The following is a 21109-nucleotide window of genomic DNA, read 5'->3' as shown; positions in this document are numbered from 1 at the left end:
AAGGGCGGATGAGGGAGCTTCGCCTAAAACGGCACATCCTCACTATCTACGATCTTCTTCGCCGCAGCCTTCTTCGCCGGTGCCTTCTTGGCCGCAGCCGGCTTCTTCGCCGCAGCCGCAGTCTTTGCCGCCGGCTTCTTGGCCGCAGCCTTTTTCGCCGGTGCCTTTTTCTTGCCGCCGCCAGCCTCGATCTTGGCGGTGATCAGCGCGACAGCCTGCTCAAGGGTGATATCCTCAGGCTTGATGTCCTTGGGAATATTCGCATAGACCTTGCCCAACTGCGCATATGGACCGAAGCGGCCGTTCGCGATCTTGATCGGACCGTCGTCATATTCAAAGGTCTTGATCGCCGAAGCGCTGGCGCGCTGGAAGCCACCGGCCGCCTTTTGCGCAATCAGGTCCACCGCACGGTTGATCCCGACGGTGAACACCTCTTCCACATCCGGCAGGTTGGCATATTTGCCGTCATGCAGGATGAACGGACCATAGCGCCCGAGGCCCGCCGAGATCGGCAGCCCCGACTCCGGATGAAGACCCACTTCACGCGGCAGCGACAAAAGCTGCAGCGCCTTCTCCAGCGTCAGCGTTGCCGCATCCCAACCCTTTGGCAGCGACGAGCGTTTCGGCTCCTTGCCATCACCGAGCTGCACATAAGGCCCGAAGCGACCAGATTTGAGATGCACTTCTTCGCCGGTTTCCGGATCGGTGCCGAGCACCCCGTCGCCGGCCGCAGCCTGCGAGGAATTGCCATTGGCCGCATCCGACAGCTGCGTCGTGTGCTTGCATTCGGGATAGTTCGAGCAGCCGATAAAGGCGCCGAACTTGCCCAGCTTCAGCGACAGCGTGCCGGTGCCGCAGGTCGGGCAACGGCGGCGATCGGACCCATCCGCCTTGGGCGGGAAAATGTGGTCTTCCAGCAAGTCGTTGAGTGCATCGAGGACCTCGGACACGCGAAGGTCCTTGATCTCCTCGGTTGCCTGCGTGAAATCCTTCCAGAAGTCGCGCAGCAGCACCTTATAGTCGAGCTCGCCGGCCGAAACCTGGTCGAGCTTTTCCTCCAGGCCCGCCGTAAAGCCATATTCCACATAGCGCGTGAAGAACGACTCGAGGAACGAGGTCACGATGCGCCCGCGATCTTCCGGATGCAGCGCCTTGCCCTCGAGCCGCACATAGTCACGGTCCTTGAGCGTCGTCAGCGTGGCGGCATAAGTGGAGGGACGGCCAATGCCGAGCTCTTCCATCTTCTTGATGAGGCTGGCCTCGGTGAAGCGCGACGGCGGCTGCGTAAAATGCTGCTCGATTTCGACCTTCTTGATGTCCGGCTTGTCGCCGACATTGAGCGGCGGCAGCTCGCGATCGTCTTCGTCCTCTGTGTCCTCGTCCGACTTCACCTCGACGCCATAAAGCTTGAGGAAGCCGGGGAAGGTGACGACCGATCCGGTCGCGCGCAGCGTCACGGCACGGCCCGGCACGTTGACGGCGATGTCCACCGTGGTGCGATCGATCTCGGCCGATTTCATCTGCGAGGCCAGCGTGCGGCGCCAGATCAGCCCATAAAGCTTGGCCTGGTCGGCATCGAGGTTGAGCTGCTCGGGTCGCTTGAACATGTCCGTCGGGCGGATGGCCTCGTGCGCTTCCTGCGCATTCTTGGCCTTGGTCTGGTAGATGCGTGCCTTCTCCGGCAGATACTCCTCGCCGAAATACTTGCCGATCACCGAGCGGGCCATGGAAATACCCTCCGGCGCCATCTGCACGGCGTCGGTACGCATATAGGTGATCAGCCCGTCCTCGTAGAGACGCTGGGCGATCTGCATGGTCCGGTTGGGCGAAAGGCCGAGGCGCGACGAGGCATCCTGCTGCAGGCTCGACGTCGTGAAGGGCGCATAGGGATTGCGCTTGGTCGGCTTCTTTTCGACATTGGCGACGTTGAACTGCCCGCCCTCGATCAGCGCCTTGAGCGCTCCGGCATCTTCGCCGTTCTTGATGTCGAGCTTGTCGGTCTTCTTGCCATCGACGGCGAAAAGACGCGCGAGGAAACTCTTGCCGCCTTGCGCCAGCTGCGCCTCGACGCTCCAATATTCTTCCGGCTTGAACTTCTCGATTTCCGCTTCGCGCTCGGAAACGAGCCGCAGCGCCACGGACTGCACGCGGCCAGCCGAGCGCGAGCCGGGCAGCTTGCGCCACAGGATCGGCGAGAGCGTAAAGCCGACGAGATAATCGAGCGCCCGGCGCGCCAGATAGGCGTCGACCAGCGGCATGTCGATGTCGCGCGGCTTGGCCATGGCCGCAGTTACCGCGTCCTTGGTGATGGCGTTGAACACCACGCGCTGCACCGGCGTGTCTTTCTTGAGCGCCTTCTTGGCCCGCAGCACATCGAGAATGTGCCAGGAAATCGCCTCGCCTTCGCGATCAGGGTCGGTAGCAAGGATCAGCCCATCGGCGCCCTTGAGCGCATTGGCGATGTCCGTGACGCGCTTCTTGGACGCCGTATCAACTTCCCATGACATGGCGAAATCTTCGTCCGGACGCACCGAACCGTCCTTGGCCGGCAGGTCGCGGATATGGCCGAAGCTGGCCAGGACCTCATAGTCCTTGCCGAGATACTTGTTGATTGTCTTGGCTTTAGCCGGACTTTCAACGACGACGACCTTCATGGGGGAATGTTCCGCAACGCTGTTCGAAGAGGCCGCAACATGGTGAAGCCGGATAGGACTGTCAACGGGCCACCCTGACGTGACGCTTGCCGAGAGGGCCCGAACAATGGTGATAAGAGCCGTGATGACCGACGCTCCCCTCGCCCTGATTCCGGATTTCGACCTCACTGGCCGCAACACGCTCGCCCTCCGGGCGCAGTCGCGTTTCGGCGTCGAAATCACCGACGCCGCGCAGCTCACGGCGCTCTTCGCCGCCGGCCATCCCGTGCGCATTCTCGGCGGCGGCAGCAATGTCGTTCTCGCACCGCAATTTGATGGCATCACCGCGCTGCTCGCCAACAAGGGCCGCGCCATTATCGACGATGGCGACAATATCCTTGTCGATGCCGCCGCGGGCGAAAGCTGGCACGATGTCGTCAGCTTCACCGTCGAGCAGGGTTTCGGCGGCCTCGAAAACCTCGCCCTCATCCCCGGCACTATAGGCGCCGCCCCGGTGCAGAATATCGGTGCCTATGGCGCCGAGCTCGCTGACACTTTCGACAGCCTAACCGCCTTCGACCGGAAAACCGGCGACACGGTGCAGTTCGACCGCGCCGGCTGCCACTTCTCCTATCGCCATAGCGTCTTCAAGGAAGAGCCCGACCGCTACGTCGTGACCTCCGTCCGCCTGCGCCTGCCAAAAGCCTGGTCGCCCAACCTTGGCTTCGCCGGCCTTTCTTATCTCGCCGAAGCGGCCGAAATCACGCCGCGACTGGTCATGGACCGCGTCATCGCCCTTCGCCAAAGCAAGCTCCCCGATTGGCGCGTCACCCCAAATGCCGGCTCCTTCTTCCAGAACCCGATCATGTCGGTCGAAGCCGCGCAGCCAGTCGTGGCGGAATTTGCGACCGCCCCGAATTTCCCGCAAGCCGAAGGCCGCACCAAGCTCTCCGCAGGTTGGCTGATCGAAAAAAGCGGCCTTAAAGGTTTTCGCATGGGCAAGGTCGGCATCTCCGAACGCCACGCCCTGGTCCTCGTTAACCACGGCGGCGGCGAGCAGGCCGATATCCGCGAGCTGGCGGAACACGTCAAACAAACGGTCAAAACCCGCTTCGGCGTCGATCTCCACGAAGAGCCCGTTTTCCTCTGACCCCTCAGAAGACCTCATCCTGAGCTTGTCGAAGGACGAGGAAGTGGCAGGGTCAGTGGGCCCGACGGCACGCCTCACTCATACCTCAGCGCTACCAGCTGCCCGCTCGACCACTCGATCCGCCCGGCAATATCGAGCTCCAGCAACAGCATTTGCATCGCCGATGGCCCGATCCCCGTGGCCGCGATCAGCTCATCGACCTCCACCGGCGTGTTCGACAAAGCCTCTAACAGCCGTGCCCGATCATCCTCCGCCGGCATCTCGCCGATCTCGTCAGGCTGCCACTCGGCATCGAACAGCGCCATCCGCGCCGGGTCGGCGCTGCCCAGCACCTCGATGATGTCCTCGGCGCAGGTGATCAGCCGCGCACCCTGCTGGATCAGCGAATTGCCACCTTCCGCGCGTGGATCGAGCGGTGACCCCGGCACGGCAAACACGTCGCGATTCTGCTCCAGCGCTAGCCGCGCCGTGATCAGCGAGCCCGAGCGTTTGGCCGCCTCGACCACGACGATCCCCAGCGACAATCCAGAAACCAGGCGGTTCCGCCGTGGAAAGTCCCGCGCTCGCGGCTCCCAGCCTAGCGGCATCTCCGTCAGCAGCGCCCCGCCATTGTCGAGAATGTCATGCGCCAGCGGGATGTTCTCGTCCGGATAGATCTTGTCGAACCCGCCCGCCAGCACGGCAATGGTTCCCGTGCTGAGGCTCGCCCGATGCGCGGCCGTGTCGATGCCGCGCGCCAGCCCGGAGACCACCGAATAGCCCCGCTCCCCAAGATCGGTGGCCAGCAACCGCGTCATCTTCACGCCGGCGGTGGAAGCGTTTCGCGCCCCCACAATGCCGACCGTGCGCTGCCAGTCGAGCCGCTCGCCCCCTGCCATGGTGATCAGCGGCGGCGCGGCTGGGATATGATGAAGGTGCGGTGGGTAATCGGGCTCGCTTTGCGCCACCAGCCGCGCGCCGTAGCGCTCGAGCCCGGCAATCTCGTCTTCGGCCTTGGCTTGCGGAGTGACAGTGACGCCCCTGCCCGCCTTGCGGCTGAGCTCGGGCAGGGCCTCGATCGCCGCGGCCGCCGAACCGAACCGGCTCAAGAGCTGCCGGAAAGTCACCGGCCCGACATTGTCGCTGCGGATCAGCCGCAGCCAGGCGACGCGTTCGGCGGCAGTCAGCGCCTGACCACCACCGGAAAGCATCAGGCCGCCTTCTTGCCGCCGATGGTGGGCTCGGTGCCCTTGATCAGCCGGGAAATGTTTTCACGGTGCTGGTAGAACAGCAACAGCGCCAGCGCCGCCACCGTGAAGGTCAGCCAAATATTGGCGTTGAAGACATAGGTGAAGATCGGCGCCGTCGCCGCGGCGGTCAGCGCCGCCAGCGATGAGATCTTGCGCGTAAAGCCGATCAGCAACCACACCGCGCAAAAAATCAGCCCCACGGGCCAGCTCAGCGACAGCAGCGAACCGATCATCACCGCAACCCCCTTGCCGCCCTTGAAACCGAGCCACACCGGAAAGCAGTGGCCGAAAAATGCGCCGACAGCGGCAAGCATCGCGGCATCGTCACCCCAGAAATAACGTGCGACAAGAATCGCCACTGCCGCCTTGAGCGCGTCCAGCACCAGCGTCGCCGCCGCGAGCGTCTTGTTGCCGGTGCGCAGGACATTGGTCGCACCGATATTGCCCGAGCCGATCGAGCGGATATCGCCAAGACCGGCCGCGCCGGTCAGGATCAGCCCGAAAGGCACCGAGCCGCAAAGATAACCCAGCACCAGCGCCGGGATCAGCGGCAAAATATCGGTCGGCATGAACGCATCCCCCTCATGGACGTTGGCTCCACAACTATCGTCCTAAGGGCCGGAGCGACAAGGGGCGATTTGGCAAAACCCCTGCGGTGACCTACATAAAGAGCAATCCCGAAACCTGACGAAAATCATGGCCAAACCAGCAAAAAACAAAAACACGTCCGGCCCCAAGCGCCCGCGCCTCACCGCGGCCGAACTTTTGCCTAGTCGCGAGCAGGTGCTCGAGGCCCTGGCCGACGAAGACAACATCAAGGGCAAGCGCGATCTTGCCAAGGTGCTCGGCATCCGCGGCGACCTGCGCCGCCCCTTCAAGGCCATGCTGGCCGAGCTTGAGGGCGAAGGCGTCATCGCCCGCACCCGAAAGGCCCTGCGCCGCACTGCCGCCCTGCCCCATGTCACCGTGCTTGACATCCCCGGCGACGCCGATCCCGATCATCTCCACGCCTATCCGGCGCAGTGGAACGATGAGGAAGGCGAAAAGCCGCGCGTCCGCGTTCTCGTCGACAGCAAATCCCGCGTCGCCCCGGCACCCGGCGACCGCATTCTCGCCCGCATCGATGCCGGCGACGAGGCGATACCCAACTACACTGCCAAGCCGATGAAGGTGCTCGACAAGCCCCGTCGCGCCCATATCGGCATCGTCCGCACCGACAACGAAGGCGCCCGGCTCATCCCCGTTGATCGCAAGCAAAAGGAAATGCGCATTCCGGTCGGCGATCTCGGCGACGCCAGGGACGGCGATCTGGTCGAGGTCGAGGTAAAGCTCTCTGGCCGCCTGATGATCCCGCGCGCCCGCGTCACCTCGGTCATTGGCAACCCCAAGTCCGAAGGCGCCATCTCGCTGATCGCGATCCACAATCTCGAAATCCCGCACAAATGGCCGGCCAGCGTCCTGCGTGAAGCCGAGGAGGCCAAGGAAGCTTCCCTCAAGGGCCGCGAGGATTGGCGCGACCTGCCGCTGATTACCATCGATCCGTTCGATGCCAAGGACCACGACGACGCCGTCCATGCCGCGCCCGACGAGGATGAAAAGAACCCCGGCGGCTTCATTGTCACCGTCGCCATCGCCGATGTCGCTGCCTATGTCCGCCCCGGCACGGCTCTCGATCGCGAAGCCTATCTGCGCGGCAATTCGGTCTACTTCCCGGATCGCGTCGTCCCGATGCTGCCCGAGCGCATCTCCAACGAACTCTGTTCGCTTAAAGAAGGCGAGCCCCGCGCCGCCCTCGCCGTGCGCATGGTCCTGGGTGCCGACGGCAAAAAGCGCAGCCACAGCTTCCATCGCATCCTGATGCGCTCGGCTGCCAAGCTCAGCTACCAGCAGGCCCAGGCTGCCATCGACGGCAATCCCGACGATAACACCGGCCCCCTGCTCGAGCCAATCCTTCGCCCGCTCTGGGACGCCTATGCCGCCATGAGCGCCGCCCGCGACAAGCGGGGCCCGCTCGATCTCGATCTGCCCGAGCGCAAAATCCTCCTCGACGATAAGGGCATGGTTCGCGACATCCACGTGCCCGAACGTCTCGACGCGCATCGCCTTATCGAAGAAATGATGATCGCCGCCAACGTCGCCGCGGCTGAAACGCTGGAGGCTAGACGCAGCGAGCTGCTCTATCGCGTCCACGACGAGCCTTCGTCCGAAAAGCTTCAGGCTCTGCGTGACTTCCTTGGTTCGCTCGATATCGCCGTCAAGAAATCCGACAGTGTCCGCGCCTCGGATTTCAACGGCATCCTGAGCCAGGCCCGCAAGGCCAATAACATAGAGCAAGTCAGCGAAATGGTGCTGCGCAGCCAGGCGCAGGCCGAATATTCCGCAGAGAACTATGGCCACTTCGGTCTCAATCTCGACCGCTACGCGCATTTCACCTCGCCCATTCGCCGCTACGCCGATCTCATCGTGCACCGCGCTCTGGTGAAGTCGCTGGGCTTCGGCAACGACGGCCTGACCGAGCAGGAAGCTCAAAAACTTCCCGGCATTGCCCAGCATATCTCGGCCACTGAGCGCCGCGCCATGCTGGCCGAACGCGAAACCTCGGATCGCCTGCTCGCCCAGTTTTTGGCCGAGCGCATCGGCGCCAAGTTCCTCGGCCGCATTTCCGGCGTCACCAAATCCGGCCTTTTCGTTCGCCTGCTGGAAACCGGCGCCGACGGCTTCATCCCGGCTTCGACCCTGGGCCAGGACTTCTACCGCTATGTCGAGGAACGCCAGTCCATGATCGGCGAACGGAGCGGTGAAACCTTTACCCTGGGCGACCGCGTTGAGGTCCGGCTACTGGAAGCGGCTCCGGTAGCTGGCGCATTGCGCTTCGAGCTTTTGTCGGAAGGCAAGCGCGGCAATCCGCCATCTGGAAGAAGACCGCCGCGAGGTGCACCTAAGAGCTTCGGCCCGAGAGGTCGGAGAAAGAGGTAACTCATGACTGAGACCCATATTCTCGAACAGCGCAGCGTCCCTCAAGCCATGTGGCGCGGCACGCTCTGCCGCTGTCCCCACTGCGGCAAAGGCAAGATGTTCCGCGCCTTCCTCAAGGTCGTCGATCAATGCGACGTCTGTGGCGAAGAGCTCAACCATCATCGCGCCGATGATTTCCCGCCCTATATCGCCATCACCATCGCTGGCCACATCATCATCGCCATTATGATGCATATGGACATGGCCTACCGCATCGAGCCGATGACCTACATCATCTCGATGATCCCGCTGGCCATCATCCTGCCCTTGATCATGCTGCAGCCCATCAAAGGCGCCATTGTCGGCCTGCAATGGGCCAACCGCATGTATGACTTCGGTGCCAACCGCTCCAAGCAGTCCTAGCGCGCGAAGCGCTGCAGTGAGCGCTGGTCGCCGATGTCGATCTTTTCCGTGGGACGCCAGCCAGCTTTGGTCAGGGCGTCCCAGTCGTTTCCGGCAACCGAAATCCAGAGCAGGCCATCTTCAGGCAGTTCGCTAAGAATGCGCGGCGCCAGCAGATCAAGCTCCTCGGCAGAATCGACATAGGCGATCACGCCGTTATAGTCGTCCTTCTCGTGCACCATCTCGACCTCGGCGCCGGCAGCGAGTTCCTCTGCCATTTCGCGCGGTGCATTGATCAGCCAGAGCCTGTCGCCGGATTTGAGGCCCAGTTTGCTCATTAATTCGAGTGGCGGGATCATGTCGGCTCTCCTTGCGCGCTGCTATCGACTTGACAACGGGGCGCAAATCCGTAGGTTGCGGCCAAATTCCGGCGCTGCCCTCCGTGCGGCGCCTTTCGCTTTGTGAAGGACCACCCAAATGGCAAAAGCCGCCACCATCAAGATCAAGCTCGTCTCGACGGCCGACACCGGCTTTTTCTATGTGACCAAGAAGAACGCCCGTACCCAGACCGAAAAGCTGGCATTCAAGAAGTACGATCCCGTCGTTCGCAAGCACGTCGAATTTAAGGAAGCCAAGATCAAGTAATCTGGCTTTCCTGTTCTGAACAGCAAACCCCGCAATCAATTGCGGGGTTTTTGTTTGTGTACGCCGCCGCCTCAACCACCAGCTGTCACCCGAACACCGGCTGTTTCCCCAACCACCGGCTGTCACCCCGGGCTCGCCCCGGGGCCCATCCTGAGATCGGGGGATGGGCCCCGGGTCAAGCCCGGGGTGACAATCGAGTATGTGGATGCGGCAGCGACAACTGCCGATCTTGGGGGAGAAGAGTGGCTGGTCCGGAGCGGCATGTCGAAGAGGCCACTCTGTCCGCATCCGGACCAACCGCCCTACGGGAGGCTCAGGAGTTGCGGCGGACCTGAGCGAATGCCGTAGGGAACTTGCGTAACCGAAGTGTTTCGGCTCGCTGAAAGGACCCTAGGCGGCCCAAGCGTTTCCGCCAACCGCAACCCTTTGTTAATTATAACAGCTAACCCTAATAGGCGCAGCTTTATCGATCGCTACGCCGCGTCGAAGATCACCCGGTTCCGGCCCTCGCGCTTGGCGCGATAGAGCGCAACGTCCGCCCGCTTCAGCATGCTCTCGGGCGAATCCGTCAGCGTCTCGTTGAGCGAAACACCTACCGACACGGTCACCATCAGCGGCCGCGCCGTCCCCACGTCGAACGGTTTTTCGGCGATCGCCTGCCGCACGCGCTCAGCCACCGCTTCCGCCTGGAACGTATCGGTATCGGGCATCAGCACCACGAACTCCTCGCCACCCATACGGCAGGCAAGGTCGACGCCACGGATATTGCGCTTCATGCGCGCCGCAAATTCCTTAAGCACGATGTCGCCGACATCATGCCCGTGATTGTCGTTGACCGACTTGAAATGGTCGATATCGAGGATCATCAGCGCCATGTCCCGGCTCTGCTCCTGCGCCTTTCCGAGCATGACGTTGAGGTGCCGGTCGAAATAGCGGCGATTGTAGAGCCCGGTGAGCTCGTCGGTCACCGCCAGGGCCATCGTGTTGTTCACGCTCTGCCGCAGCTCGAGCGCATAGCGGTTGCGCCGAATCTGCGTCCGCACCCGCGCCGAAAGCTCGTTGCGCTCCACCGGCCGGCTGATGAAATCGTTGACCCCCAGGTCCAGCGCCCGCACCACGCGCGGCTTGTCGCCCTCATCTGCCATCAGGATGATCGGCAGCGTCCGCGTATGATCGAGCGTGCGGATCTGCGAGCACACCCGCAGCGGATCGAAGTCGTCCAGCGACATGCTGACCAGCGCCAGCTCGTAACTGGCACCCGCCACCTGGAACACGGCGTCCGAAGGTTGCGTCAGGATATCGACGCTATGCTCGGCCGACAGATACCCCTTGACCCGCTCGGCATGCCGCAGATCGGTGTCGATGATCAGGATCGAGCCGCCACTAGCCGAAATCGTGTCCATCGCCCGCAGCGCATCTTCGATGGCGATCTGCTGTCCGGTCAGCGCACGGGCCCGCAATTCATCGGTCAGCGACTTGAGCCGCACCAGGCTCTTCACGCGCGCCATCAGCTGCGTGTCGTCCACGGGCTTGGTGAGAAAATCGTCCGCGCCCACCTCAAGACCGCGCACGCGGTCCGATGGCTGGTCGAGCGCAGTAATCATCAGGACCGGGACGTGATGCGTTTTGGGACTGGCCTTGAGCCGCCGGCAGACTTCAAACCCATCCATCTCCGGCATCATCACGTCGAGAAGGACGATATCGACATCCTGCGACTGGCAGATCTCGAGCGCCTGCGCGCCCGAATTTGCCGTGAGGACCTCGTAATATTCTGCGGTGAGACGCGCCTCCAGCAGGCGAACATTGGTCGGGATATCATCGACGATCAAAACGCGCGCAGTCACACCACTACCCCAGGACACAATCGGCCCACCAGCCTCCCAAGCTGGCGTCGAGCCTCAGCCCTTTGGGTCGATACGCAGTCCCTCAGGCGGGGCCAATGTAGTGGGCAATGGTTTCCAGAAAGTGAGACACCGAGATGGGCTTGGAAATATAGCCATCGGATCCACCCTGGAGAATCCGCTCCTCATCGCCCTTCATGGCGAAAGCCGTCACCGCAATCACTGGGATATGGGCAAGCTGCTCGTCGTCCTTGAGCCACTTGGTGACCACAAGGCCCGAAACTTCCGGCAGCTGGATATCCATGAGAATGAGGTCCGGCATATGCGCGCGCGCCAGATCCAGCGCTTCCATGCCGTTGCGGGTCTGGATAACGGTGTAGCCGCGCGATTCGAGCAGATCGTTGAAGAGCTTCATATTGAGCTCATTGTCTTCCACGATCATCACTGTCTTGGGCATCGTACCTCGCTTGGGCGGCTATGCCGTCCGAAAAAGCTGGTCATGCGCCGCACTGACCTTCGCTTCCTCCATCATCTCGGCTACCATTAATCCGTTACAAAACATCAAATGAGGCAGGGCCTTGCCCGTTCCAAACCGTTCCGAGCCCGATATCAGCCATCTGGCTGACGCATGCCTTGGCTACCTGTCGGAGAACCCCGAGGAACTCCTCGGTTTCATGCAGAGTGCCGGCCTCGATCCGCAAAGCCTGCGCGCCGCCCTCGGCACCGAGCGCATGCAACACGGCCTCATCGACTACTTTGCCTCCAACGAGCCGATTCTGCTCGCCCTTTGCGCCAATCAGAACATCACGCCGGAAGCCTTCATGCGCGTCTGGCATCGGATCAATCGCACGGAGTTCTAGACACGTGGACTGGCTCTGCCGGGACTGCCTCAAGTGGGAAACCAGCGGGACGGTGCCAAACCGCTGCCCCGCCTGCGGTTCCCCACGCATGCGCAGCCACGACGAGCTCTTTGCCCTGTCGATCGCCCATGTCGATTGCGACGCCTTTTACGCCTCGGTCGAAAAGCGCGACGATCCGAGCCTCCGCGACAAGCCGCTGATCATCGGCGGCGGCGCCCGCGGTGTTGTCTCGACCTGTTGCTATATCGCGCGCCAGTTCGGCGTTCGGTCCGCCATGCCCATGTTCAAGGCCCGCGAGCTGTGCCCCGATGCAGTGATCATCAAGCCCAACATGCAAAAGTACGTCGATGTCAGTCGCCAGATCCGGCGGCATATGGATGCGCTCACTCCGCTGGTCGAGCCCATCTCCATCGACGAAGCCTTTCTGGATCTCACCGGCACCGAGCGCGTCCACAAGGCGCCCCCTGCCCTCAGCCTCGCGCGTTTCGCCAAGACCATCGCCGAGAAAATTGGCGTCACTATCTCGGTGGGTCTTAGCCACAACAAGTTTCTTGCCAAGGTCGCGTCCGATCTCGACAAGCCGCGCGGTTTCGCCGTTATCGGCAAGGCCGAGACCCTGACCTTCCTTGCACCCAAGCCGATCAGCCTTATCTATGGTGTCGGCAAGGTCTTTTCCGAAACCCTCAAGAAGGACGGCTATCACACCATCGGCCAGTTGCAGGACGAAGATCCAATCCGCCTCATGAAGCTTTATGGCGAAGCCGGCTCGCGCCTGGCGCGCCTTTCGCAAGGCCAGGATGCCCGCAAGGTTTCCGTCGATAGCGAGATGAAGTCCATCTCCTCTGAAACGACCTTCAACACTGACATTGCAACGCTCGAAGACCTCTCGACCGAACTCCTCAAATGCACTGAGCGGCTGTCGGAACGTCTCAAGGCAAAAAACGTCGTCGGCGACACCGTGACGCTCAAGCTCAAAACATCGGGATTTCGGTTGCGCACGCGCGCGCGACACCTGATGATGCCGACACAGCTTGCCAACGTACTCTACGAGGCCGGCATGAGCCTTCTCCAGCGCGAGGCGGATGGCACGCCGTTCCGGCTCATCGGCATTGGCGTCTCGGGCCTTGAAGCGGCCGACGGGTTCGACCCCGTCGATCTCCTCGAGCCGCTCGTAGCGCGCAAGGCCGCCGCGGAACGCGCCATGGACAGTGTCCGCTCGCGATTTGGCCGCGCCGCCGTAGTACGCGGCAGGCTCTATACCAGCCGGCCCGACAACCAGTCGGCTCCGGCTTCCGAAGAAGAAGCAGAAGACCTGGAAAGCAAGTTCAGATGACCGACCCGATCGAAAAGCTCCGCGAATATGGCTACGAGCTCCCCGCCCCCAAGGCGCCGGTGGCGAGCTACGTTCCGGTCAGCCGCACCGGCAACCTGCTCTACGTGTCCGGACAGATTTCCAGCAATGAGCATGGCGTGGTCCAGGGTCGCCTTGGCGACAACATGAACGTCGTCCAGGGCGGCAACGCGGCCGAGCTCTGCGCCGTCAACATCCTCGCCCAGATCGTCCATATGGCCGGCGTTCCGCTCCACGAGATCAAGAAGGTGGTAAAGCTCACCGTTCTCGTCGCTTCGACCCACGAATTCACCGAACAGCATCTGGTCGCCAATGGCGCTTCCAACCTTCTGGTCGGCGTCCTTGGCGACAAGGGCAAGCATGCCCGCGCCGCTTTCGGCGTCACCGCCCTGCCCCTCGGCGCCGCCGTCGAAATCGAAGCGGTGGTCGAGGTCTAGGCGCGCCATCGTGTCCACCGACTACACGGCGACCATCCATCCCACCACGGCCTCGATCCCGGCCGCGGTATGGAACAGCCTTGTCCCGTCAACGGACGGCGTGCCGGACAATCCCTTCCTCGACCACGCCTTCTTTCGCGCGCTCGAGGAGTCCGGCTGCGCTACCGGGAAGACGGGCTGGCAGCCCCAGCACATTCTGCTGGCACAGGACGACAAGCCGGTCGGTCTCCTGCCGCTCTTCCTCAAATCCCATTCCATGGGCGAATACGTCTTCGACCACGGCTGGGCCAATGCCCTCGAGCGCGCCGGCGGTCACTATTACCCAAAGCTCCAGGGCTCGGTCCCCTTCACCCCGGCGACGGCCCCCAAGCTTCTGGTCCCCTCCGGAAGCCTCGAAGCCCAGGCCGCCCTCCTCCAGACCGCCCAGCAGCTTGCCACCCGGACCGACGCATCCTCGATCCATCTGACCTTCGTCCCCGAAGTTGAAGCCGAGCTCGCCGGCTCGATCGACTGGCTCCGCCGCGTCGACACGCAGTTCCACTGGCACAACCACGACTTTAAGTCCTTCGACGATTTCCTCGAAACTCTCGCCTCCCGCAAGCGCAAGACCATCCGCCGCGAACGTCGCGACGCCCTTGCCGATGGTCTCACCGTCCGCTGGCTCACGGGCAAGGAGATCGAGGAACAGCACTGGGACGCCTTCTTCGAGTTCTACGAAGACACCGGCGCCCGCAAATGGGGCCGCCCCTACCTTAATCGCCGTTTCTTTTCGCTCCTCGGCGAATACATGGCCGATCGCGTCGTCCTGATGCTGGCCTATGATGGCGTGACCCCGATCGCCGGCGCCATCAACTTCCGCGGTGTGGACACCCTTTATGGCCGCAACTGGGGCGCCACCCGCGACGTCCCCTTCCTCCACTTCGAAGTTTGCTATTACCAGGCGATCGACTACGCCATCGCCCACGGCCTCAAAACTGTCGAAGCCGGCGCCCAGGGCGAGCACAAGCTCGCACGCGGCTACGAGCCCGTCCTCACCCATTCCATCCACTGGATCGCCCACCCCGGCCTGCGCCGCGCCGTCGCCGACTATCTCGAAGACGAACGCCCCGCCGTCGAACAGCAGCAGGAAACCCTGGAAACCTACACGCCCTTCCGCAAAGGCGAGCGGCAGGACAAGTAGTTAGCCCGAAGCTTCACCCACCCACCGGCTGTCACCCCGGCGAACGCCGGGGCCCATCCTGAGATCTCAAGATGGATCCCGGCTCAAGGCCGGGATGACATCGAGGGTGTGAAGACGTAGAGAGGAGAAAAAGACCGGAGCCGCCATGACCTACGACCCGACCAACATCTTCGCCAAAATCCTTCGCGGCGAAATTCCGGCTCACAAGGTCTATGAGGACGACACCGCCCTCGTCATGATGGACATCTTCCCCCAGTCTCGCGGCCACACCCTGGTCATCCCCAAACCGGCATCGCGTAACCTCCTCGATGCCGATCCGGCCGACCTCGCCGCCGTCATTCCCCTCGTCCAGCGCGTCGCCATAGCCGTGCAGACCGCGACCGGTGCCGACGGTATCCGCCTCGCCCAGTTCAACGAGGCACCCGCCGGGCAGACGGTCTTCCACCTCCACTTCCACATCATCCCCGCCTACGAAGGCGTCCCGCTCGCCAGCCACGGCGGCGGTCAGGCCGACAACGCAGAGCTTGCTGCTCTGGCCATGGACATAGCCGCGGCCCTCTGATCTCTGTGCCTAGTGGCCCACCAGCAGATCTCCATTGCCCTTATGGTGCACGCCCAGCTCGTCGACAATTGTCGCACTGGCACGGTTCATGCCGCGCAAAGTGACCTCGCGACCGGCCTTGCGGAATTTGATCACCGCCTTGTCGATGCTAGCGACGCTCGAAATGTCCCAGATATGGGCGTGCGTCAGATCGATCACGACCCGCTCCACTGCCTCGCTAAAATCGAACGCGGCCATGAACTGCTCGGCCGAGGCGAAAAACAGTTGCCCCTGTACATGGTAGATCCGGACCTTGCCGTCCTCGCTGAGCTCCTTGCGGACATCGAAGATCTGCGAAATCTTCCAGGCAAAGAACACGCCCGACAACAGCACGCCCACCAGCACGCCGATGGCGAGATTGTGCGTGTAGACCACGAAGGCGACCGTTGCCAGCATCACCATGGATGACGAGCGCGGATGATCGCGCAAGTTGCGGATCGAGCGCCAATCAAAGGTGCCGATCGACACCATGATCATGATCGCCACCAGCGCCGGCATGGGGATCACCCGCAGGATGTCCCCCAGCACCACCAGCAACACCAGGAGATAGGCACCTGCCAGAAACGTCGACAGCCGCCCGCGGCCGCCAGACCGCACGTTGATCCCGGACTGCCCGATCATGGCACAGCCCGCCATGCCTCCGAAAAAGCCCGAGGCAATGTTGGCAATGCCTTGCCCAACGCTCTCCTGCCGCTTGTCGCTGGAGGTATCGGTATAATCGTCGATGATCTGCGCCGTCATCAACGACTCCAGCAGCCCAACCGCCGCCACGCCCAACGAATAGGGCAAGATGATCCAGATCATCTCGAGAGTCAGCGGCACCTGCGGGACGAGGAAGAACGGCAGCGTCGTAGGCAACTCGCCCATGTCACCGACCAGCCGCACATCCATGCCGGTGAAGTAGGCGACCAAGGCCAGTACCACGATCGCCACCAGCGGTGATGGCACCAGCGTCGTGATGCGCGGAAAGAGGTAGATGATAGCCAAAGCCAGCGCCACCATCGGATAGGTCATCCACTGCACCCCAATCAGCTCCGGCAGTTGCGCCATGAAGATCAGGATGGCTAGGGCATTGACGAAGCCCGTCATCACCGACTTCGATACAAAGCGCATCACCGTATGGAGCTTGAGATATCCCGCCGCGATCTGCAGCAGCCCCGCCAGGATTGTTGCCGCAAGGAGGTAGTCGAGCCCATGCTCGCGCACCAGCGACCCCATCAAAACGGCAGTCGCCGCGGTTGCTGCCGAGATCATCGCCGGTCGCCCGCCGAAAATGGAAATGACGATGGCAATCACCACGGAGGCATAAAGCCCGACCTTGGGATCGACACCCGCGATGATCGAAAAGGCAATCGCCTCCGGCACCAGTGCCAGCGCAACAACGAGCCCGGAGAGCAAGTCTCCACGCACATTCCGCACCCACTCGGCGCGGTAATCAGCTAAATTGAACATGAACAAGACCAAGGGCGCCGGCATCAAGCTCGCGGCGCTGCTATTCTTGAAAACCGAGGGATAGGCGCCCGGAGAAGCCACCCGGAACAAAGCCCGAGTCCGACGAAGACATTCTTAATGCCCCGCCGCGGCCCGCTTGGCAACCTCCCTCTCTGGATCAGACGCTTGGCTGCTGCTAAGCTGCCGCGAAGGCAACAAGCTTATGCGAGCCGGAGAAATTCATGGCCGACCCACGCCTTGCCGCCCTGGAGCCCCTGATCGGCACCTGGCGCACAACCATCACTATGCTGGACGCCAACGGCAACGCAGGCGCGGTTTCGGTCGCAACCGACACCTACCGCCGCTCGGCCAACAACATGTTCGTCCTTCACGACGTAGACGCACAAATGGACGGCGATCGTGCACTGTCGATGGAAATCATCGCCCTTGACCCGTCAGGCAAGGGTTACGTCACCCGCAGCTATGACCCAGATGGCACGTTCAGCGATTTTACTGCCTCGCTCGAGGGCAAGCGCTGGCAGATCATCGGCACCAAGCAGCGCTTCGACGGGAACTTTTCCTCTGAGGGCCAGACCCTCACCGGCCGCTGGGAGCAGAACATCGGCAACCAATGGTCGCCGCTGATGCAGGTCGAGCTCAGAAAGCAGCCCTAGGCGCCAAGCTCCTCCGCCAGCCCGATCAGCAAGCCCTCGGGACCACGAATATAGCAGAGGCGATAAACATCCCTGTAGTTGACCACTTCGTCCACGACGGTTGCGCCAAGCTTGCCCAGCTGCGCCAGCGTGCCATCGAGGTCGTCGACCGCAAACATCACCCGCATATAGCCCAGCGAGTTGACCGGCGCCGTCCGATTGTCCTGGGCAATCTCGGGTGCGAGGAAGCGCGAAAGCTCCAGCTGGCTATGTCCGTCAGGCGTTCGCATCATCGCAATCTCGACCTGCTGGTCGCGAAGGCCCGTCACCCTCCCGGCCCACTCGCCTTCCACCATCATCCGCTGCACAAGATCGAGGCCGAGCACCTCGAAGAAGGCGATCGCCTTGTCGAGGTCCGCAAAGGCGATCCCCACATTGTCCATGCGCTTAACGGCCATGTCGTTCAGCCCCGCTCCTAATAATTGGCGCCGCCGGCAATCTCGCGAAGCTCCAGGACGACGGTCTTGAGCCCATTGTCGATATGGAGCTGCATGAACTCGCTGGCCAGCGCTGTCGCCGCTGCAAGATCGGCTGCCTCGAACACGGCATAGCCGCCGATGACTTCCTTGGCTTCCGAATAAGGCCCATCCGTCACCACGATCTCACCCGTGTTCCCGACCAGCCGCTTGCCTTCTGGCGTCGGTTTCAGTCCGCCCGTCGAAATCAGTGATCCATCGCCAAGGGTCTTCTCCATCCACGGCCCCATCGCGTCCATCAAACCCTGCGGGATGTCTTCGGATTTAAGGTCGGCGGGCGGAATGATGCTCATGAAGTAGCGCATGGGGAAATCTCCAGGTGAAAGCCATGTTCACTGCGACGACGAACCAGCCAGCTCTATTTCGACATTTTTCCACTCCCAGCGCAAAGAAAAAGGCCCGGATCGCTCCGGGCCTTCGCTTATTCCTTGTCGGCAGTCGCCTTGGGCTTCTTCGGCTTGGGCAGCGCCTTGGGCTTGGCTGGACGCGGCGGCGTCGCCACCAATTCCAGCTTCGCCTCGCTTCCCTCGCCCACCACGGCCACGGTGACATTGCCACCATTCACCAGCTCGCCGAACAGCACCTGGTCGGCCAGCGGCTTCTTGACATGCTCCTGGATCACGCGGCCCAGCGGGCGCGCACCCATGCGTTCGTCATAGCCATGCTCGGCCAGCCAATCGGCCGCTTCTGGCGTGAGGTTGATCGTGACGCCGCGTTCGGCCAGCTGGCCCTCGAGCTGCAGCACGAACTTTTCGACCACGCGGCGCACGACTTCGCGCGGCAGCGGTGCGAACGAAATGATCGCATCGAGACGGTTGCGGAACTCGGGCGAGAAGGTGCGGTTGATCGCCTCTTCGTCGTCCCCCTGCTCGCGCTTGCGGCCAAAGCCGATCGGCGAACGAGCCAGCTCTGCGGCACCCACATTGGACGTCATGATCAGGATGACATTGCGGAAATCGACCGCCTTGCCGTTGTGATCCGTCAGCTTGCCGTGGTCCATCACCTGCAACAGGATGTTGTAGAGATCCGGATGCGCCTTCTCGATTTCGTCGAGCAGCACCACGCAATGCGGGTTCTGGTCGACGCCGTCGGTCAGCAAACCACCTTGGTCGAAACCGACATAGCCCGGAGGAGCACCGATCAAACGGCTGATCGTGTGACGCTCCATATATTCGGACATGTCGAACCGCAGCAGTTCCACGCCGAGCGTATCGGCCAACTGCTTTGCCACTTCAGTCTTGCCCACGCCGGTCGGGCCGGTGAAGAGGTAGGAGCCGATCGGCTTTTCCGGTTCACGCAAGCCGGCACGCGCCAGCTTGATCGCCGAAGACAGGGCCGTGATCGCCGCGTCTTGCCCGAACACCACCGTCTTCAGGCTGGTTTCAAGGCTCGACAGCAATTCGGCATCGGACTTGGAAACCGATTTCGGCGGGATGCGCGCGATGGTCGCGATCGTCGCTTCGATATCCTCGACGTCGATGATTTCCTTGCGCTCGTCCTCGGCCAGAAGCTTCTGGCTTGCGCCGGTCTCGTCGATCACGTCGATCGCCTTGTCGGGCAGCTTGCGATCGTTGATGTAGCGCGCGCTCAGCTCCACGGCTGCGGTGAGCGCTTCATCGGTATACTTGATCTTGTGGAAGTCCTCGAAATAAGGACGCAAGCCCTTGATGATCTCGATCGCATCCGGAACGCTTGGCTCATTGACGTCGATCTTCTGGAAACGACGAACGAGCGCACGGTCCTTTTCAAAGAACTGGCGATATTCCTTGTAGGTTGTCGAGCCGATGCAGCGGATCGCCCCCGAAGCCAGAGCCGGCTTGAGGAGGTTCGACGCATCGAGCGCACCGCCCGAGGTCGCGCCGGCACCGATCATGGTGTGGATTTCGTCGATGAACAGCACCGCATTGGGCTGCTTTTCGAGTTCCTTCATCACCTGCTTGAGGCGCTCTTCAAAGTCACCGCGATAGCGCGTGCCGGCGAGGAGCGAACCCATGTCGAGCGAATAGATGACCGCCTCCTTGAGCACTTCGGGCACATCGCCTTCGATGATCTTGCGGGCGAGGCCTTCCGCGATCGCCGTCTTGCCGACGCCGGCGTCACCCACGTAGAGCGGGTTGTTCTTGGAGCGGCGGCAAAGCACCTGAATGGTGCGGCGCAGCTCGGCATCGCGCCCGATCAGCGGGTCGATCTTGCCGGCCTTGGCCTTCTCGTTGAGGTTGACGCAGAAATCGGCCAGAGCCGAGCTTTTCTTGCCTTCGGCGCCACCCTCGGCTCCGCCTTCACCGTCTTCGGCACCACGCACTTTGCGTTCCTCGCTGGGACCCGATTTGGTGATCCCGTGACTGATGAAATTGACGGCGTCGAGCCGGCTCATGTCCTGCTGTTCAAGGAAATAAGCGGCATGGCTTTCGCGTTCCGCAAAAATCGCGACCAGCACATTTGCACCGGTCACTTCTTCACGGCCCGAGGATTGAACGTGGATCACCGCGCGCTGAATGACGCGCTGGAATGCAGCGGTCGGGCGCGCATCCTGGCCGTTCTGCACGACCAGGGTGTCCAGTTCTTCATTGATGAAGTCTTCGAGATCGCTCTTGAGCGCGTCGATGTCGACATCGCATCCGGTCAGGACGGCGATCGTTTCGCGGTCGTCGGTCAGCGCCAGAAGCAGATGTTCGAGCGTGGCGAACTCATGATTGCGCTCACGGGCCAGGTTCATCGCCTGGTGCAGGGCCTTTTCGAGTCCGCGCGAAAATGAGGGCATATGATGTTCCTACTGTTTTTCCATCACGCATTGCAGCGGATGCTGGTTCTTGCGTGCCGTATCCATGACGCGGGTGACCTTGGTCTCGGCCACTTCGTATGGATATACGCCGCACTCACCGACCCCCTTTTGGTGAACATGCAGCATGATCTGGAGAGCGTCTTCGCGTGACTTGTTGAAGACGTCCTGCAAGACCAGAACGACGAATTCCATCGGCGTGTAGTCGTCGTTGAGGAGCAGCACCCGGTAAAGGTTCGGGCGCTTGGTTTTGGGACGCGTTTTGGTCACCGTCCCGGATTCGAAATCGCTGTCGTCACCGCCGCCGCGGCGTCCGCCGTCGTCGTCCTGCGGGCCGGCGTGGGGGCGCAGAGGCGCGCCTTGCTCGGTCGCAAGCGGCAGGAAAGCGGGAGAAATTGAGGGAGTCTTGATCATTGGGTCGACTGT

21 protein-coding genes and 1 other annotated feature are annotated in these 21109 nt (G+C 62.2%); of the genes, 10 read left to right on the top strand and 11 right to left on the bottom strand.

From position 1 onward, the window contains the following. Positions 1-23 precede the first annotated feature (23 nt). Positions 24-2654, bottom strand: coding sequence for a type I DNA topoisomerase (gene topA, locus JI748_RS06100; protein ID WP_201635997.1), 2631 nt, complete (start codon positions 2652-2654; stop codon positions 24-26). Between the two features lie 124 nt (positions 2655-2778). Between topA and murB the strand changes: the two genes are divergently transcribed. Beyond that, a complete protein-coding gene (murB, locus tag JI748_RS06095; protein ID WP_201635994.1) occupies positions 2779-3783 on the top strand; it encodes a UDP-N-acetylmuramate dehydrogenase in 1005 nt (334 codons plus the stop codon). A 74-nt stretch (positions 3784-3857) separates the two neighbouring features. Here murB and dprA read toward each other — a convergent pair whose 3' ends face one another. Then, complete coding sequence (gene dprA / locus JI748_RS06090; protein ID WP_201635992.1) at positions 3858-4973, bottom strand: DNA-processing protein DprA; 1116 nt, start codon at positions 4971-4973, stop codon at positions 3858-3860. Further along, entirely contained in the window at positions 4973-5581 is a 609-nt protein-coding gene (gene plsY / locus JI748_RS06085) for a glycerol-3-phosphate 1-O-acyltransferase PlsY (RefSeq protein WP_201635990.1), read from the bottom strand. The genes dprA and plsY overlap by 1 nt, the downstream gene beginning before the upstream one ends. Before the next feature lie 127 nt (positions 5582-5708). Between plsY and rnr the strand changes: the two genes are divergently transcribed. After that, on the top strand, positions 5709-7988 hold the full coding sequence (rnr, locus tag JI748_RS06080) for a ribonuclease R (protein ID WP_201635988.1): 2280 nt from the start codon (positions 5709-5711) through the stop codon (positions 7986-7988). Between the two features lie 3 nt (positions 7989-7991). After that, on the top strand, positions 7992-8390 hold the full coding sequence (locus tag JI748_RS06075; protein WP_201635986.1) for a DUF983 domain-containing protein: 399 nt from the start codon (positions 7992-7994) through the stop codon (positions 8388-8390). Here the strand turns inward: JI748_RS06075 and JI748_RS06070 are convergent. Next, positions 8387-8728, bottom strand: a complete 342-nt coding sequence (locus JI748_RS06070) for a hypothetical protein (RefSeq protein WP_201635984.1) — start codon at positions 8726-8728, stop codon at positions 8387-8389. The genes JI748_RS06075 and JI748_RS06070 overlap by 4 nt on opposite strands. A 118-nt stretch (positions 8729-8846) precedes the next feature. On the opposite strand from JI748_RS06070, the gene rpmG reads away from it, so the two are divergent. Continuing rightward, the gene (gene rpmG / locus JI748_RS06065; RefSeq protein ID WP_046104197.1) at positions 8847-9014 is read left to right on the top strand and encodes a 50S ribosomal protein L33; all 168 of its coding nucleotides are present in this window, start codon (positions 8847-8849) and stop codon (positions 9012-9014) included. A gap of 473 nt (positions 9015-9487) precedes the next feature. Here the strand turns inward: rpmG and JI748_RS06060 are convergent, their stop codons facing one another. Together JI748_RS06060 and JI748_RS06055 are read right to left on the bottom strand one after the other, a co-directional pair. Beyond that, positions 9488-10858 (bottom strand): PleD family two-component system response regulator, encoded by a 1371-nt coding sequence (locus JI748_RS06060; RefSeq protein ID WP_201635982.1) that lies wholly within the window; start codon positions 10856-10858, stop codon positions 9488-9490. Positions 10859-10940: 82 nt separating this feature from the next. Further along, complete coding sequence (locus tag JI748_RS06055; RefSeq protein ID WP_201635980.1) at positions 10941-11312, bottom strand: response regulator; 372 nt, start codon at positions 11310-11312, stop codon at positions 10941-10943. Positions 11313-11433: 121 nt separating this feature from the next. On the opposite strand from JI748_RS06055, the gene JI748_RS06050 reads away from it, so the two are divergent. From JI748_RS06050 to JI748_RS06030, 5 genes are all read left to right on the top strand, one after another. Continuing rightward, positions 11434-11715 (top strand): DUF3572 family protein, encoded by a 282-nt coding sequence (locus tag JI748_RS06050; RefSeq protein ID WP_201635978.1) that lies wholly within the window; start codon positions 11434-11436, stop codon positions 11713-11715. Beyond that, entirely contained in the window at positions 11699-13048 is a 1350-nt protein-coding gene (locus JI748_RS06045) for a DNA polymerase IV (protein WP_456073107.1), read from the top strand. Before JI748_RS06050 ends, JI748_RS06045 begins: the two co-directional genes overlap by 17 nt. Next, positions 13045-13503 (top strand): RidA family protein, encoded by a 459-nt coding sequence (locus JI748_RS06040; RefSeq protein ID WP_201635976.1) that lies wholly within the window; start codon positions 13045-13047, stop codon positions 13501-13503. The genes JI748_RS06045 and JI748_RS06040 overlap by 4 nt, the downstream gene beginning before the upstream one ends. Positions 13504-13513: 10 nt before the next feature. Beyond that, positions 13514-14683 carry a GNAT family N-acetyltransferase gene (locus JI748_RS06035; protein ID WP_407644938.1) on the top strand — a complete coding sequence of 390 codons (1170 nt, stop codon included), beginning with the start codon at positions 13514-13516 and terminating at the stop codon, positions 14681-14683. 145 nt (positions 14684-14828) lie between these two features. Further along, positions 14829-15245 carry an HIT family protein gene (locus JI748_RS06030; RefSeq protein ID WP_201635972.1) on the top strand — a complete coding sequence of 139 codons (417 nt, stop codon included), beginning with the start codon at positions 14829-14831 and terminating at the stop codon, positions 15243-15245. A gap of 9 nt (positions 15246-15254) precedes the next feature. Here the strand turns inward: JI748_RS06030 and JI748_RS06025 are convergent, their stop codons facing one another. Continuing rightward, positions 15255-16736, bottom strand: coding sequence for a SulP family inorganic anion transporter (locus tag JI748_RS06025; RefSeq protein WP_201635969.1), 1482 nt, complete (start codon positions 16734-16736; stop codon positions 15255-15257). 47 nt (positions 16737-16783) lie between these two features. After that, positions 16784-16840, bottom strand: a sequence feature (sul1 is cis-regulatory element that is thought to sense ions involved in sulfur or methionine metabolism; They are found in Alphaproteobacteria). Between the two features lie 117 nt (positions 16841-16957). Between JI748_RS06025 and JI748_RS06020 the strand changes: the two genes are divergently transcribed. Further along, positions 16958-17389: a DUF1579 family protein gene (locus JI748_RS06020; RefSeq protein WP_201635965.1), complete on the top strand. Its 432-nt coding sequence runs from the start codon at positions 16958-16960 to the stop codon at positions 17387-17389. Here the strand turns inward: JI748_RS06020 and JI748_RS06015 are convergent. The 4 genes from JI748_RS06015 to clpS all read right to left on the bottom strand — a co-directional run bounded on the left by JI748_RS06015 (position 17386) and on the right by clpS (position 21097). Then, positions 17386-17826 carry a VOC family protein gene (locus JI748_RS06015; protein WP_201635963.1) on the bottom strand — a complete coding sequence of 147 codons (441 nt, stop codon included), beginning with the start codon at positions 17824-17826 and terminating at the stop codon, positions 17386-17388. The genes JI748_RS06020 and JI748_RS06015 overlap by 4 nt on opposite strands. Positions 17827-17843: 17 nt before the next feature. After that, a complete protein-coding gene (locus JI748_RS06010) occupies positions 17844-18209 on the bottom strand; it encodes a YciI family protein (protein WP_201635960.1) in 366 nt (121 codons plus the stop codon). A gap of 116 nt (positions 18210-18325) precedes the next feature. Then, complete coding sequence (clpA, locus tag JI748_RS06005; RefSeq protein WP_164533941.1) at positions 18326-20665, bottom strand: ATP-dependent Clp protease ATP-binding subunit ClpA; 2340 nt, start codon at positions 20663-20665, stop codon at positions 18326-18328. A 9-nt stretch (positions 20666-20674) separates the two neighbouring features. Then, positions 20675-21097 carry an ATP-dependent Clp protease adapter ClpS gene (clpS, locus tag JI748_RS06000; protein ID WP_164533942.1) on the bottom strand — a complete coding sequence of 141 codons (423 nt, stop codon included), beginning with the start codon at positions 21095-21097 and terminating at the stop codon, positions 20675-20677. Positions 21098-21109 lie beyond the last annotated feature (12 nt).

The sequence above is a fragment of the Devosia rhizoryzae genome (assembly GCF_016698665.1).
In the GTDB taxonomy this organism is placed as follows: Bacteria; Pseudomonadota; Alphaproteobacteria; order Rhizobiales; family Devosiaceae; genus Devosia; species Devosia rhizoryzae.
Note: the sequence above shows the minus strand (reverse complement) of the source record. Positions and strands in the feature narration are given on the sequence as shown.

Bases quoted from the DNA above. Each gene is read 5' to 3' on its own strand.
- murB (WP_201635994.1), top strand. From the start codon at position 2,779: ATGACCGACGCTCCCCTCGCCCTGATTCCGGATTTCGACCTCACTGGC.
- JI748_RS06020 (WP_201635965.1), top strand. From the start codon at position 16,958: ATGGCCGACCCACGCCTTGCCGCCCTGGAGCCCCTGATCGGCACCTGG.
- JI748_RS06055 (WP_201635980.1), bottom strand. From the start codon at position 11,312: ATGCCCAAGACAGTGATGATCGTGGAAGACAATGAGCTCAATATGAAG.
- JI748_RS06010 (WP_201635960.1), bottom strand. From the start codon at position 18,209: ATGCGCTACTTCATGAGCATCATTCCGCCCGCCGACCTTAAATCCGAA.
- clpA (WP_164533941.1), bottom strand. From the start codon at position 20,665: ATGCCCTCATTTTCGCGCGGACTCGAAAAGGCCCTGCACCAGGCGATG.
- topA (WP_201635997.1), bottom strand. From the start codon at position 2,654: ATGAAGGTCGTCGTCGTTGAAAGTCCGGCTAAAGCCAAGACAATCAAC.
- JI748_RS06030 (WP_201635972.1), top strand. From the start codon at position 14,829: ATGACCTACGACCCGACCAACATCTTCGCCAAAATCCTTCGCGGCGAA.
- JI748_RS06015 (WP_201635963.1), bottom strand. From the start codon at position 17,826: ATGGCCGTTAAGCGCATGGACAATGTGGGGATCGCCTTTGCGGACCTC.
- clpS (WP_164533942.1), bottom strand. From the start codon at position 21,097: ATGATCAAGACTCCCTCAATTTCTCCCGCTTTCCTGCCGCTTGCGACC.
- rpmG (WP_046104197.1), top strand. From the start codon at position 8,847: ATGGCAAAAGCCGCCACCATCAAGATCAAGCTCGTCTCGACGGCCGAC.
- JI748_RS06040 (WP_201635976.1), top strand. From the start codon at position 13,045: ATGACCGACCCGATCGAAAAGCTCCGCGAATATGGCTACGAGCTCCCC.
- JI748_RS06070 (WP_201635984.1), bottom strand. From the start codon at position 8,728: ATGATCCCGCCACTCGAATTAATGAGCAAACTGGGCCTCAAATCCGGC.
- plsY (WP_201635990.1), bottom strand. From the start codon at position 5,581: ATGCCGACCGATATTTTGCCGCTGATCCCGGCGCTGGTGCTGGGTTAT.
- rnr (WP_201635988.1), top strand. From the start codon at position 5,709: ATGGCCAAACCAGCAAAAAACAAAAACACGTCCGGCCCCAAGCGCCCG.
- JI748_RS06075 (WP_201635986.1), top strand. From the start codon at position 7,992: ATGACTGAGACCCATATTCTCGAACAGCGCAGCGTCCCTCAAGCCATG.
- dprA (WP_201635992.1), bottom strand. From the start codon at position 4,973: ATGCTTTCCGGTGGTGGTCAGGCGCTGACTGCCGCCGAACGCGTCGCC.
- JI748_RS06025 (WP_201635969.1), bottom strand. From the start codon at position 16,736: ATGTTCAATTTAGCTGATTACCGCGCCGAGTGGGTGCGGAATGTGCGT.